11 protein-coding genes are annotated in these 14864 nt (G+C 43.5%); all 11 read left to right on the top strand.

Translation table 11 applies throughout. The features are described from left to right. The first annotated feature begins 4 nt into the window (after positions 1-4). The 11 genes from CVV21_12065 (at position 5) to CVV21_12115 (ending at position 14848) form a co-directional block, all read left to right on the top strand. Entirely contained in the window at positions 5-5083 is a 5079-nt protein-coding gene (locus tag CVV21_12065; protein PKL90531.1) for a hypothetical protein, read from the top strand. Between the two features lie 411 nt (positions 5084-5494). Then, positions 5495-6400 (top strand): hypothetical protein, encoded by a 906-nt coding sequence (locus CVV21_12070; protein ID PKL90532.1) that lies wholly within the window; start codon positions 5495-5497, stop codon positions 6398-6400. An 18-nt stretch (positions 6401-6418) separates the two neighbouring features. Then, positions 6419-7432 carry a hypothetical protein gene (locus tag CVV21_12075; protein PKL90533.1) on the top strand — a complete coding sequence of 338 codons (1014 nt, stop codon included), beginning with the start codon at positions 6419-6421 and terminating at the stop codon, positions 7430-7432. Between the two features lie 351 nt (positions 7433-7783). After that, the gene (locus CVV21_12080) at positions 7784-8818 is read left to right on the top strand and encodes a gfo/Idh/MocA family oxidoreductase (GenBank protein ID PKL90534.1); all 1035 of its coding nucleotides are present in this window, start codon (positions 7784-7786) and stop codon (positions 8816-8818) included. Positions 8819-8829: 11 nt separating this feature from the next. Beyond that, positions 8830-9663: a hypothetical protein gene (locus tag CVV21_12085; protein PKL90535.1), complete on the top strand. Its 834-nt coding sequence runs from the start codon at positions 8830-8832 to the stop codon at positions 9661-9663. Positions 9664-9918: 255 nt separating this feature from the next. Beyond that, positions 9919-10794: a methylenetetrahydrofolate reductase [NAD(P)H] gene (gene metF, locus CVV21_12090; protein ID PKL90536.1), complete on the top strand. Its 876-nt coding sequence runs from the start codon at positions 9919-9921 to the stop codon at positions 10792-10794. After that, positions 10787-11176 carry a fluoride efflux transporter CrcB gene (locus tag CVV21_12095; GenBank protein ID PKL90537.1) on the top strand — a complete coding sequence of 130 codons (390 nt, stop codon included), beginning with the start codon at positions 10787-10789 and terminating at the stop codon, positions 11174-11176. The genes metF and CVV21_12095 overlap by 8 nt, the downstream gene beginning before the upstream one ends. Before the next feature lie 18 nt (positions 11177-11194). Beyond that, entirely contained in the window at positions 11195-12007 is an 813-nt protein-coding gene (locus CVV21_12100; protein ID PKL90538.1) for a hypothetical protein, read from the top strand. Then, a complete protein-coding gene (locus tag CVV21_12105) occupies positions 12007-12816 on the top strand; it encodes a hypothetical protein (protein ID PKL90539.1) in 810 nt (269 codons plus the stop codon). The genes CVV21_12100 and CVV21_12105 overlap by 1 nt, the downstream gene beginning before the upstream one ends. A gap of 107 nt (positions 12817-12923) precedes the next feature. Continuing rightward, entirely contained in the window at positions 12924-13841 is a 918-nt protein-coding gene (locus CVV21_12110; protein PKL90540.1) for a transketolase, read from the top strand. After that, positions 13841-14848 (top strand): transketolase, encoded by a 1008-nt coding sequence (locus tag CVV21_12115; protein PKL90541.1) that lies wholly within the window; start codon positions 13841-13843, stop codon positions 14846-14848. The genes CVV21_12110 and CVV21_12115 overlap by 1 nt, the downstream gene beginning before the upstream one ends. Positions 14849-14864 lie beyond the last annotated feature (16 nt).

The following is a 14864-nucleotide window of genomic DNA, read 5'->3' on the forward strand; positions in this document are numbered from 1 at the left end:
CCTGATGAAAAAAATTATTATTTCATTTTTGTTAATATCCGTGTTTGCCGCGTCGGCGTTTTCGCTGCCGCGTGTGACCGAAAACCCGAAGGTATTAATACCAAATGATGAATCTGTCACTGTGCGGTGGGATGACGGTTTTACGGCAAGCCCTATAACACGCACCTGTAAGATTGTTTTTGGAACTTCTCCGTCATCATATTTTGGGCAGATAAACCAGGCCGCCCTTGGAGAAGCGTCATTTGTGCCGCAGGATTATGGCATGACAGGCGGTGTCTACTATTGCCGCGTATCAGATACGGTTATAAATGAAACTTCGCGCGAATTTAAACTTTATGTTGAATCTTCCAATGCCCCGCAGTATATTGCGCCCGCGAATAATGCGGTATTAACAACCCTTAACCCGGTATTAAGCTGGCAGCCGGTTGCAGGTGTCCCTTATTATACGGTGTTTATGTTTGACAATAAGGCGGAAATAGATTTTGGTTCCGGTTCTGTTTCAATCACCGCAAACGTAATCTGGGCGGCCACCACTGATCAGACAAGCATAGAATACCCGCAGCCTGACCCTTCGGGGTACTTTGATAAACTTGCTCCGCCGCCTTTGGCGCAGGGGCTTACTTATTCCTGGGCTGTGGTTAATAATTACAGCGGCTCTCCTTCTTTAATATCAGAAGTGTTCTCCGGTGTCAGGGTTTTTACCGTTAATGTGCCTGCGGGGGTTTCAGCCCCGGTATTAAATCTTCCCGCGGACGGCGTTACATTTACCGCGGCGCCTATAAACCTTTCCTGGAACAGCGTGTCGGGCGCATCCGGATATAAAGTTTTTCTGTCAAGAAAAGAAGAAGGCAGCGGTGAAATTATAGGTTCTGCAAGCGTACCGGTTTGGAGCGGAGAAACACTTGATACGCAGATAAATATTCCCGGAAACATCGGGCTTTATAATTCGTTATATGAATGGTATGTGGTGGCTTTTGATTCCACGGGCAAAGGCGTAAAAAGCGATGTAAGGGGTTTTTATTATCAGACAACTGCATTTACGGTGGATATAACAGTAAATGAAATTACTTCTCTTGGAACAGAGGCGGTACCCAGGGCAATTCTTTTTATTGAAACGACGGCCGGTGGTTCGGTAAATCTTTATCCCTATATGTGTATGGATGACGGAACTTTTTACGTTGATCTGCCTGCCGGAACGTATAAGTTTACAGTGAAAAAAGAAGGGTATAATACGCAGGATTTCAGTGTGACAGTTGCAGGCGCTGTAAGCGAAACATTTACCATCACAAGAAGCGCGTATTCTCTTACCGGAAGTATTAACGATGATTCGGCGAACGCGCTGCAGGCAGTGCAGTTAACAGCAAAGCTTGACGGCGTGACAGCCGCCGCTTCCACGCTGGCAAACGGCGCTTTTGTCCTTTATCTTGATAATTACGGCCCGTGGCAGATTACCGCTGTTAAAGCAGGTTATGCAGAAACTGTAATAACAGAACTTGTTCCTGATGGAACGATGACAGGTAATTATGATGTGATTAAATCATCTCCTATTATAATGGTTAAAAATCTGAATTCTGTTTCAGGGCAGGTTACAAATGATACGGCGCAGGGAATAGCGGGTGCAGTGGTGACGGTATCAGATGTTTCCAACACTTATACTGACACAACAGATTCATCGGGTAATTATTTTATTTCGCTGCCGGACGGCAGCTACGAAATTGCCGTAAGTAAGACAGGTTTTGTGCCGCCGCCTGTTTCGGCGCTGTCAGTTGCGCTTGGAGAGTCAAAGATAAGGAATTTTACAATGTCTCCTGAGGCAAATATGATAACCGGTATTGTGTCAAGAAACGGCGCGCCTTTTGCGGGTGTGTTGGTGCGGGCTGTGCCTTCTGCGGGCAGTCCTGTAGAAACTTATACCGATATTTTTGGAGCGTATTCCATAAGCACCGGCATTGGTGATTTTACGGTTGACGCATATTACAGCGGTTATACGTCAGACGGGACAAGAAATGTTTCTTTTGTATCAGGCGGAAACACATCATCGGGTAATGATTTTGCAATGTCAGAAAACGGCTCTTTTGTAAACGGTACGGTGACAACAGACGGCATAACGCCGCTTGAAGGCGCCTTTGTTTCAAACGGAGTTACAACTGTATATACTGACGCGGCGGGCAATTATTCGCTTTCCATGATATCAGGCAGTTATACAATCACAACATCAAAAACCGGATATTCGTCAGACGGTGATGAACCTATAATAATCGGTGCGGGGCAGACTTTAAATGATATAGATTTTGTGCTGTCTCCAAACGCCTGCGTAATCAATGGTGTTGTACGTGATAATTTGGGAACGCCTGTAAGCGGGGCGGCGGTTTTTGCCGTGGGTCCGGGGGTTACTCAGACGGCATTAACGAATAGCTTGGGAAATTATTCTATTTCCATTATGGCTAATCCGCAGGTTTTCAGTGTCTATGCTTCAAAAAACGGATTTAATGATTCTTCTGATGTTGTGCTTACACTTTCTCCGGGGCAGGTATCAAACGGGAATAACCTGACTCTGATTCCTGATACAGGTTACCTGACAGGCGTTGTAACAGACGGGGTTAACCCCGTGAATTCAGCGGCTGTTTATATCTTAAACGCGTCAGGAGTAACAAAGACTGTTTTAACGGATACAAACGGGGTTTATTTCTCAGGTGTTAAGACAGGAGGGATATCGGTTTACGCATCAAAGGCGGGTTATGTGAATTCGGATTCGGTTACGGATTCTGTGGACGCTTTAAATACAACATATAACGCAAAAACGGTGAATTTACAGATTATTCCTGATGCTAAAATAATATCAGGCATAATAACAGACGGTGTTAATCCGCTTAACGGAGTTGCAATAACCGTAACCGCGCCGGGAGCCACAATTAACGCGGTAACTGACGGTTCCGGTAATTATTCTGTGGGCATACCGGGATTAAGTGATTCTGTCAGAATACAGTGCGTAAAAGCGGGATACACTTCCACATCTGACGATGTTGCAACCGTGGGAGCGCCGGGAACTGTTTACAATTTTGACAGGGCAATGACCGTTGCTTACGGCACGCTTCAGATGAATATAGCCACGACTGATGTAAGCCCTGTTGTGGCTGTTGTTTCAGCTAACGGCAATACAAAGGCGGTATCAGGGCCGTCGCCTGTAAACGGATTTACCATGGCCCTTATTCCGGGTACTTATAATATCACCGTATCGCAGGCGGGCTATTCTGATGCTGTGGCTTCAGGTGTTGTAATTGGAAGCGGAATAACAGATATAGGGACATTAATATTAAGCCAAATTTACGCGACAAGGACGATTTCCGGAAATGTAAATGACGGCACTGTAAATATAGCCGGGGCAACGGTTCAGGTATACAGGTTGTTTGATAATATTTTAGTCACATCCGCGGTAAGCGATGCTTCGGGTAATTTTTCAATACCGGGGCTTTTAGCACTGACGTACAACATTATTGTATATAAGGATGGCTATGATGTCCTTGAACAGGCCGTGGATGTATCATTGGCGGATGCAACAGGGCTTGATTTAACGCTAACGAAAAAAACCGCGGCTCTTTATGCGTACGTCACAGGCACAGGTTCGGCGCTTCAGGGGGCGTTTATTAATCTTGAAGGTACGGGCGCCAACCTTGGCTATACAGGTTCAGGCACAACCGGCGCTGACGGCGGTGTTACAATAACCGCGCTTAACGCCGGGGATTACAATGTGACAGTTTCAAAAGGCGGGTATACAACTCTTAATTCTACGGTTAATCTTACAGCCGGTGTTACCGCGCAGCAGGCATATACGATGATACTTGACCCTGTATCTTTGGGCGGTGTTGCGGGAACAGTAAAGGACAAGGATTCAAATGCAATGCCGGCAGTTACGGTTAATATTTATGACCAGTCTTTCCCGGACACCGTATATGGCACTGCTTCAACCGATTTAACGGGAACTTTCTGGTATGTACTGCCTGCGGGAAATTACACACTTGTTCCGGTAAAAGGCGGGTATTCATCTTCGCCTGTGCAGGAATATATTTCAATAGCCGCGGGAACCACTGTTACCGCTTCGTTTACAATGGCTCCTATAACAGGCGGCGGTATTACAATTACGGGGCCGCTTAATCCCGTCTTTAACACAAACATCGGCGGGCCGTATAATTTCACGGCAGCCTTAAAAGATGGCGACGGCAAGTCGGTTTCTGCCGTATTTACGTGGAGGGTGTCGCCGCAGGAAGCGGGTACAATAACTTCAGCAGGGGTATTCACGCCTGATACAAATTATATCGGACAGATAACAATAATTGCCACGGCGCAGGGATACGAAGGCGCTTACGAATGCCCGGTATTCCAGAAACTTTACGCGGGAATGGGGGCGGTGGATGTCACCGATTATAAAGGTTTTGGCCTTCAGATACCGGCGGGAGCGTATTCTCCGCTGAACACGCTTGACAGGATAACCATGTATAAGATACCCGCATCAGGTATTTATGGAACTTCGCGTGATGTGAAGGCAATAGGTAATATCTATAAAATTACAGAAGGCGTAATTTTTGATATGAATTGTACAATAACGCTTCCTATACCGGCTGAATATAACGGCGGTGCCTACAGCACGGGAATATGGAGTGCGGACAGCCTGTCATGGATATCAATCGGCGGAACAGTATCAGGGTCTTCAATAAGTACAGGGTCTTCAACGTTGTCGCAGTTTGCAGTGCTGTCAGAAATGGGGCAGCTGACGATGGACTTTTCAGAATTAACGCCTAATCCGTTCTCACCTAAAAGAGGGGAATTAAAGATAAGGTACGCAATAAGCACAAAAGAAGGGTCGTCTGTTGAAACCACAATAAAAGTATTTAATGTCGCCGGAAAACTTGTCAGGTCAATTGTGGACAGGCAGTTTAGGGCGGCGGGCGCTGTAAATAATGATTACTGGGACGGCAGGGACAGCGCGGGCAACTGGTGCGCCAACGGCAGATATATTATCCAGGTGGAAATAAAAGACGCCAAAGAGAAGAAGCAGTATCTGTACTCTGTGGCGGTTGTTAAATAAAGCGAATTAAGCTATAAGCAATTAAGCATAAGCAATTAAGCTATAAGCAATTAAGCTATAAGCAATTAAGCATAAGCAATTAAGCATAAGCAATTAAGCTATAAGCAATTAAGCTATAAGCAATTAAGCATAAGCAATTAAGCTATAAGCAATTAAGCTATAAGCAATTAAGCATAAGCGAAAGATTAAGAAATTTGTTCCGCTATAGCTTAAATGCTTAATTCGCTAATGTGCTATGTTTAAAGGTTCCGCTATAGCTTAAATGTTTAATTCGCTAATGTGCTATGTTTAAAGGTTCCGCTATAGCTTAAATGCTTAATTCGCTGATGTGCTATGTTTAAAGGTTAAAGGTTCCGCTATAGCTTAAATGCTTAATTCGCTAATATGCTATGTTTAATAATGGAGGTTATGATGAAAAAATTGATGTGTTTACTTTTTATTCTTACGGCGGGCGCGGTTTATGCCAATCCCGGTGTTTCGGGCGCTTTTACGGACGTGGGTACGGCAAGGCCGTCTGCTTTGGGCGGCGCGTTTACAGCTGTCGCGGATGACAGCAATGCGGTCTTTTACAATCCTGCCGGCATAGTGCTGTCGGATTATAAGGATTTCTCGTTTCTGCATTTTCGGCAGAAAGGGATAATACCGTATAATTACGCTTCTTTTATTTTTCCCATCAGCAGAATGCGCGGGTTAGGCGCGGGCATGATAATTTCCGGTGATGAGATATTTGATGAAAAGACATTCTTTTTATCTTACGCGGAGAATTTCGGGTGGGTTAACAGGATGCTGTCAGGGTTTTCGCTTGGCGCCAATGTGAAATTTATGTTTGCGGGTTACGGCGATCAGAATATATCCGGAGGCGAAGAGCGTATTAAAGGCAGCGCGTGGGGTATAGGGCTGGATTTGTCTTCCATGTGGCAGGTAAATGAAAATATCCGTGCCGGGGTAATGATAAGGGATTCATTTTCCTGGATATCATGGAAAAACCAGTATGAAACATACACGGAAGGCGTACCGCTTACTTCTTCTTTTGGCGTAAGCTACAGAATGCCGGAATTTATGATTTCCGGAGAAATAGCGGATCTGGGCATTGTTAAAATAGGGATTGAAAAAACGTTTTTTAAACACTTTGACCTTCGCGGCGGTTATACGCAGGTGCTTGACCCGGAATCATATAAGGAGTATTTTGTGGGTTTTGGGCTTTCCAGATTTGTATTCGGGCCGGAAAGGTCAATGTCCGCGTCGCTTGATTTTTCATACGGTTTTGAAAGGCTGGATAATACTTTTAAAATACAGGCGGGCTTCAGGTTTAAATAACAACAGGGGAATCAAACTATGAAAAAAATTATCTTTTGTTTTATCATATGTCTCTTTTCTTTTGCGGTTTACGCGGATGTTTTTACCGATCTTGAACAGCTTACGTCAGAAACCGGGTATCTTAAAAATGACCTGACAAAGATTTCGGGGTTTATAAATTCAGAGCTTACAAAACAGATATTATTAAACGGCACGGCAGGCACTGTTTTTCCGGGAAATACCTGCACGTTACCGGGCGTGGAATTTGGAGCACAGCTTGGGATATCGGCGGGAAGTTTTAATGTGGAGGGGCTTAAATCTCTTAAATATGATTACCTTCCGCAGATAGATACGGACAACGCGGATATTCCAAAATATATTCCCCTTCCTGCAGGAGCTTTTCATGTTAAATCGGGTTTCTTCCCGCTGTTTGGCAAAGAGACTGACCTTGGAATAAGGTTCCTTGCGCTGGATTTTGGGATAAATCAGGAAAAGGTAAAAATGCGGGCTCAGCATTATATTTTCGGGCTGGAACAAAGGTACATGCTGGTTAAACAGACAGAAACATCCCCGTTTGGCGTTACCGGCGCTTTAAGCCTTGATTACTTATCGGGAAGGGTAAAGATTGCGCTTGCTCAGGATACTTCGGACACGGCGGAAATTAACGGTACGCCTTATGACATTGTAACTGACGGGCAGGTGGTGGTTGCTTCTGAATGGAATGTGCAGACAGTGGGAATGAAACTTGTCCTTAATAAAGAATTATTCTTCTTTAACCCATTTGCCGGCCTTGGTCTTAATTTTAATTTTGGAAATTATGGGACAACAGCGGGGATAGAGAGTTATATAACAATAACAAAATCAGGAGACCCGGGAAATACCGCGACAGAATTTGCGGAAGTAAAAGCGCCATATTCAAGCACGCCTTCAATGCTTGATGCAAGGCTGATAATGGGTTTTGAAATTGGCATTGCTGCTTTTAAATGGAATGTCACGTATGAATGGGCAGGGGAAGTATTCAGCTTGATGACAGGGATAAGGTTTCAGATATAAAGGGCAGAAGGTTGGAGGCTTGGAGGCTTGGAGGCTTGGTTTAGATCCGGGGAACCTTGTTCGGGCGGTTATTTCTAAATTTAAAAAATTTTTATCAAACATATCTGCGTTAAACCTTAATATTGACTAAAACGCTTTCGTGATGTATATTTCATTCAAATCAGGTATTTTAAAAAAATAATGTTATAGAAGGAATTGTTGATATATCAGTTTTTACTGTGTCCGGGCGCTGAAAATTCATGGAATAGGCGGCAGGTATATTAATGGCATCGGCATTGTGACATGAAGCTGTTTTAGTGTTTCCATTAATAATGCGATAAAAAAAGTAAATATTCATATAAACAGGAGAGTATGATGAAAATGATAAAAGCGGCTGTAATTGGGGCGGGCAAGATTGCGGAAAGGACGCATCTTCCGCAGTATAAAGAATTAAAGAACGTGGAAGTGGCGGCAATATGCGATATAAACAGGAAAAAAGCTGAACGCCTTGCGAAAATGTTTTCAATACCGGCTGTATATACAGATTACAAAAAGATGATAAAAGAGTGCGGATGCGAAGCTGTATCTGTATGTACGCCTAACTATTTACACGCGCCTATGTCAATATTCGCGGCAAAAAATAATATGCATGTACTTGTGGAAAAACCAATGGCTATGTCCGTAAAAGAGATGAAAGCAATGATAGCGGCTTCAAAGGCGGCCAAAAAAGTTTTAATGGTGGAACAGTCACACCGTTTTGACCCCGGCCATGAAGTTTTAAAAGATATAGTGGACAGCGGCATCATAGGAAAAGTGGTATCAGTGCGCGGCAAGCTTGGCCATTCCGGGCCGGAATTCTGGTCGGATGATTCGCCATGGTTTTTTGATGAGAAAAAATCAGGCGGAGGAGTTACTGTTGATGTGGGAATACATATCCTTGACCTTATCCGTTTTGTCACCGGCAAGAATGTGGCGTCGGTCTCCGGTTATATGGCAAACCTTGTAAAGAAGAAAGCAAAACTTGAAGATAACGTGGAAGCCGCGATTAAATTTACGGACGGTACAATTGGCGTATATGAAGCGTCCTGGACAAACAGCCCGTATGAAGTTGTGGTGCAGGTTTACGGAACAAAAGGAAAAGCGATGGTAAACCAGTCCAACTATGACCCGCAGAGGGTGCGCGTGTGGACGGTGAATCCGGCAAATCCATACAATACGGTAAAAGAAATCAGGTATAAGATTCCCGCGAAAAGCAGAAACACAAGCCCTATAGCGCATTTTATTGACTGTGTTTTTAATAAAAAGAAGTGCATTATAGACGGAACAGAAGGAATGAAATCCGCCGCGGCAGTCATTGCCACAAGGCAGTCCGCCAAAACCGGCAAGCCGGTTAAACTTACGGTATAGGGAGAACGCAAATGTCATATAAGCTAAGCGCTGTTACATGGTCACATCATTATTCTTTTGAAACCGGAAAAATTGATGATATGGGTTTGATTAACCTTTATGCGAAAGAAGGCCTTGGCGGGATTGAATTTATTATGGAACATTTGAAATCGCATGATGAGAAACACCTGTTAAAATTAAAAAAATATGCTGCGGATAAAAATATAAATTTTTCCGCAATATCGCCGGGCAATAACTTTGGCAATGTGAATGATAAGGATAATAAATCAAATCTGGCATACGTTCAGAAAAGCATTGATACCGCGTATATACTTGGCGCGCCGAATGTAAGGGTGTTTGCTGGCTGGCCGCCCGCGGGTATGCGTGAAAAGATGTGGGGCACAGCTGTAAGGTATATGAAGCTTGCGGCAAAATACGCCGAAAAAAAGGGAATAACGCTTGCGGTAGAGCCGCATAACAATGGCGGTTTTCTGCCGGATTCAAAGTCCGCAGTCAGGTTCATAAAAGATGTTAACTCCCCGTTTGTTAAAATGAATGTAGATACCGGGAATTACCTTGGGCACGATAAGGATATTTATAAAGCAATAGCCGCTTCAATGAAATATACGGTAAATTGCCACTTAAAAGTCCACGCTATATCCAAAGACGGCAAAAAGACCTCCGATTTTAACCTTGATAAGGTGTTTAAAGTGTTAAGCGGCGCGCAATATACCGGGTGGATAGCAATTGAATATGAAGGGCAGGAATTTGTAAGCGGTGAAAAACCGGACAGGGCAAAGAATGAAATGGAGTATTTTGGGGCGGCTGTCAAAAGGGCGAAGGAAATGATAAGGAAATACTATTAAGGTCGGATGGTTGGAAGGTTGGATGGTTAGATGCTTTGTTTAAAAATGGTTGAAACGGGCGTACGGAAGGAAATGTCAGAAACATGCCGGAAATGATATCGCAGGGCCGCAATATATTGCGGCCGGATTTAAGAACACATTTTGTACCTGCGGCTGCAGGCACGGGCTTTTCAAAATTCGGGTAAAATTTTTGCCTTTAAACTTCCTATCTATTAATATATAATAACATTCATAAAATTTGAAAGGGGCAATAACTTGAAAATAAGCGAAATATTAAAGAATAAAGAGTTTGTTTTTTCCATGGAGATTTTTCCGCCAAAGCCGGATTCGGATATATCGGTAATTTATAATACACTGGACGGGCTTAAGGATTTAAAGCCTGATTTTATAAGCATTACCTTTGGCGCCGGCGGCGGCACCCGTTCAAGGACTGTGGAAATAGCGGAGCGTATTGAAAACCATTATAAAATACCCTGCATGGCACACCTTACCTGCATTGGCGCCACAAAAGATTCCATTACAGGTATATTAAATGAACTGCAATCAAAGAATATTCAGAATATAATGGCGCTAAGGGGCGACCTGCCTGAAGGTGTTAAAGACCCGCTGAAAGATTTCAAGTACGCATCTGACCTTGTTAAATTTATAAAGAATAAATGGGATTTCTGTGTGGGTGTAGCCGGATACCCTGAAAAACACCCTGAAGCAAAAGATATAAAAGTGGATATAGAAAATCTTAAGAATAAAGTTGAAGCAGGGGCTTCTTTTATCACCACTCAGTTGTTTTTAAATGATGACCATTACTTCAATTTTGTTAAATTGGCCAGGGAAGCGGGAATCAAAGTGCCTGTTCTGCCGGGAATAATGACAGCAACAAAGATTTCAAGCCTTGAACGCATGACAAAGATGTGCGGAGTGGAGATACCGGAGCGCTTTAAAATCGCCACTTCCACCTGCGCTATTGACAACCCTGTATGTGATGAAACCGTAAAATATACAGTAGGGCAGATAAACCACCTTATAAAAAACGGGGTGCCCGGTATTCATCTGTACACCATGAACAGGGTGGAACAGAACAGGCACATATATAATGAATCCGATATTTCCAAATTAAGGAACGGCAATGTTTAATAAAATACTTATGGTGGCGGCGGGCGGCGGCCTTGGCGCGGTTGCCAGATTTGCTGTAACACACCTTGTAAATCAGGCGTTTCCGGGAACTCTTATCTCTCATTGGGGCACTCTTGCGGTTAATCTTGCGGGTTCTTTTCTGATAGGTGTCCTGTTTTCCACTGTGCAGGGAGTGCCGCATTTTAACCACCTGTGGCTTTTTTTCGCGGTGGGATTTATGGGCGCGTTTACCACTTTTTCATCATACGCGCTGGAAATGCATAACCAGCTTGGCGCGGGTATGTATAAAGACGCGGCGCTTAATTTTTTGCTGAACAATATTGGCGCTGTGCTTATGGTGTTTGCGGGTATAATGCTTGTTAAGATGATAAAAGGACAATAATAAAATAAGAGGTTTTCTATGAAAATAGATTTTCACACCCATTTTTTTCCTGATGAAATCGCGGAAAAAACAATTAGGCATCTTGAAAACCTTGGCAATATAAAAGGGTATGGAAACGGTGATTTATTGTCTCTGCGGCAGTATATGAAAGAAGACGGAATAACTTTGTCGGTTAATGTGCCTGCCGCCACAAAGCCGCAGCAGGTGGTTGGAATAAACAGGCGCATGGTTGAATTCAACAAAGCCGGGAATAAAGATATAATTTGTTTTGGCGCAATGCACCCTTATTTTAATACAATAGGCAGTTTTGAAGATGAAATTCAGTTTTTATCCGATAACGGCATTAAGGGGATTAAGATGCACCCGGAGTATCAGCAGTTTTACCCTGATGACGGAAGGGTAAAAAAAGTTTATAAGACCTGCGCCAAATTAGGCATGATAATTTTATTTCACGCGGGCGCGGACTGTGCTTTTGACGAGAACGATGTAAAAGGCACGCCTCAGCGTTTTGCCGGGGTGGCTGATACCTATCCGCAGCTAAAAATGGTGCTTGCGCATATGGGCGGCTATCACCTGTGGGATGACGTTTACAGGTATTTAGTCGGAAAAAATGTTTATTTTGACACGGCATTCTGTGATGAAATGGAAGACACTGCTTTTACCAACATAATAAAAGACCACGGAGAGGATAGAATAGTTCTTGGTTCTGATTTTCCGTGGGAACGCCCCGCGAAAATGATAACGAAAATTGAAAGGTGTTTTTCTGAAAGTGAAATTAAAGAAAAAATATACCATCTAAACGCCGAAAAACTTCTGGGTATTAATATTTAATGAGAATAATTGACACGCACACACATTTTTTTACTGATGACAGAAGTCCGTCGGATAAAGAATATCTTAAATCGGAAGGTTTGATACTGGAAGGTAATGACGGGGAGTTGGAAGGGCTGAAAAAGTTTATGAAAGCAGACGGTATATCTGTTTCGGTAAATGCCCCTATTGCTTTGTCGCATCAGGCGTGTTTAAAAGTCAACAGAATGATGATTGAATTTAATAAGAAACAGAAAAATGTAATATGTCTTGGTACAATGCATCCTTCCATGGGCAAGTTGGTGTTTGAAGAAGCGCAGTTTCTGGCAGAAAGCGGGATAAAAGGTGTTAAGATGCATCCGCAGATACAGGGTTTCTACCCGGATGATAATAATATGAAAGATATATATGAAGCGTGCGAAAAAAACGGCCTCTATATGCTGCAGCACGCCGGCGCGGGAGCAGAGGCGGATTTTGACCGTGAAAAAATAAAAGGCATACCTGAAAGATTTAAAAATGTCATCGATACTTATCCGGGGTTAAAACTTGTAATAGCTCACATGGGCGGGCTTAATATGTGGGGTGATGCCATGAAATATCTGTGCGGAAAAAACGTCCTGTTTGACACCGCTTATTGCACGGTTATGGAAGAGGAATTATTGACGGAAGTTGTTAAAGCCCATGGCGCGGATAAAATATTATTTGGGTCAGATTTCCCGTGGGTGAGGGCGTCTGAGATAACGGAAAAGTTGACACTGTGTATTAATAACGAAGAAGACAGAAAGAAGATATTTCACATGAATGCATGTGCGTTATTGGGGATAGAATGAGTTTGTAAGTCTTGTGTTTTTTTGCAGTGTTTAAATTTCATCACGTATTTTTAACTTTATCCTTTGTCTGTTATCTGTTAATATTACTTAATAACACGGAGGATATAATGTCAAAACCTGAATTAAGCTGGCAGGAAAAAGCTAAAAATATGGCATCCGGGATAAGAAGGCGGGTGCTTGAACATACAATAAAAAATAACGGCGGATATATGAGCCAGGCGTGCTCTTCCGCGGAAATCTTTGCGGCTTTATACAGCAAAATATTAAAACTTGAACCTTCCAAAGGCCCCCTTGAACCAAAACCCTATGCGGGAGTGCCCGGTTCTGTAAATTCCAAATATTCCACCGGTGCTTATATGCACGGCGCAAAAAACCCTGAATATGACAGGTTTATATTATCTCCCACGCATTACTCGCTTGTGCTTTATGCCGCGCTTATAGAGGCGGGCAGAATGTCGGAAAATTCCCTTGACCAGTTTAACCGCGACGGGTCATCTGTTGAAATGATAGGCGCGGAGCATTCCCCCGGAATGGAAGTAATGACAGGGTCTTTAGGGCAGGGTCTTGGCCAGGCAGCCGGTATTGCGCTTGCCAGAAAAATGAAAAAAGAAGAGGGCAGAGTAATTGTCATGATGTCAGACGGCGAATTTCAGATAGGAATGACATGGGAATCGCTGCAGTTCATGTCACATCATAAACTTGATAATATGGTGATAATTGTGGATGTAAATAAACAGCAGTGTGACGGCGCGGTAAATTTAGTTATGAAAATTGACCCGCTGGACAAAAGGCTGGAAGCTTTTGGGGCAAGGGTTTTTAAATTGTACGGGCATAATATTAATGAACTTGCGTCCCGGGCGGAATTAAGGCCGGACGGCAGGGTGCTGGTAATACTTGCGGAAACTGACCCGTGCCAGGGGCTTTCTTTATTAAGCGCGAATGCGCCCAAACTTCATTACTTAAGGTTTAAAAGCGCTGAAGAAAAAGCTAAATACGAAGAAGTGTTAAAGGGTATGGTGGAATAATGGAAATTCTATCACGCGTACATCAGAAAAATCTTGTGTCCTGGGCAAGGGACAGGGAAAATGTCCTTGTATTGTCCGCGGACCTTACAGGTTCGTGCGAAGCTGACCTTTTCAGGGACACGTATCCGTCGCGTTTTATTTCCTGCGGAATTGCGGAGCAGAATATGATGTCGGTTGCCGGAGGCCTTGCAAGGGAAGGGTTTATACCTTTAGTTCATACATTCGCGGTTTTTATTTACAGAAGGGCTTATGACCAGATTGCGATGTCTGTGGCATATCCCAACCTTCCCGTTAAAATGTTTGGTTTTCTTCCCGGAATTGTAACGCCGGGCGGCGCCACGCATCAGGCAATTGAAGACGTATCTGTAATGAGGGCGCTGCCAAATATGACAATACTTGAAACAGGGGACGCCACAGATGTGGAAAGCGTGCTTGATGTAATGAGAAATGTTAACGGCCCGGTTTATATCAGAATGTTAAGAGGCGAACTGCCGCGCCTTTTTTCCGCGGATGAGCCCATGAAGTTTGACACGCCCAGAATAGTAAGCAAAGGTACGGATGTGACAATAATATCATCGGGTATTTGCACGGAAGAAACCCTGCGCGCATGTGCGGCTATGAAGAAAAAAGGGGTGTCTGTAAATCACGTGCATGTTTCCACGTTGAAACCATTTAATAATAAAATGTACGCGGACATAATTAATACCGGTAAATACGGAGTTATAACGGTTGAAAATCATACTACTACCGGCGGTCTGGGTACAATAGTTGCGGAAAAAGCCGTAGCCTGCGGTATTAATAAAAGAATGGCAAGGCTGGGTTTAAGGGATACCTTTACACACGGCGCAAGCAGGCCATATCTTATGAAAGAGCACGGCTTTGATGCCGCTGCGATAATACATGCTGTGGAGAAACTGACAGGAAATAAGCTGAATATTTCCGATGATGAACTTGCTAAAGTCAGGATAGAAGCTGTTCATTCCGAAGCAAAAGCCGAAGGCCTTTAACAAATACCGTTAAAAA

The sequence above is a fragment of the Candidatus Goldiibacteriota bacterium HGW-Goldbacteria-1 genome (genome assembly GCA_002839855.1).
Classification (GTDB): domain Bacteria; phylum Oederibacteriota; class PGYV01; order PGYV01; family PGYV01; genus PGYV01.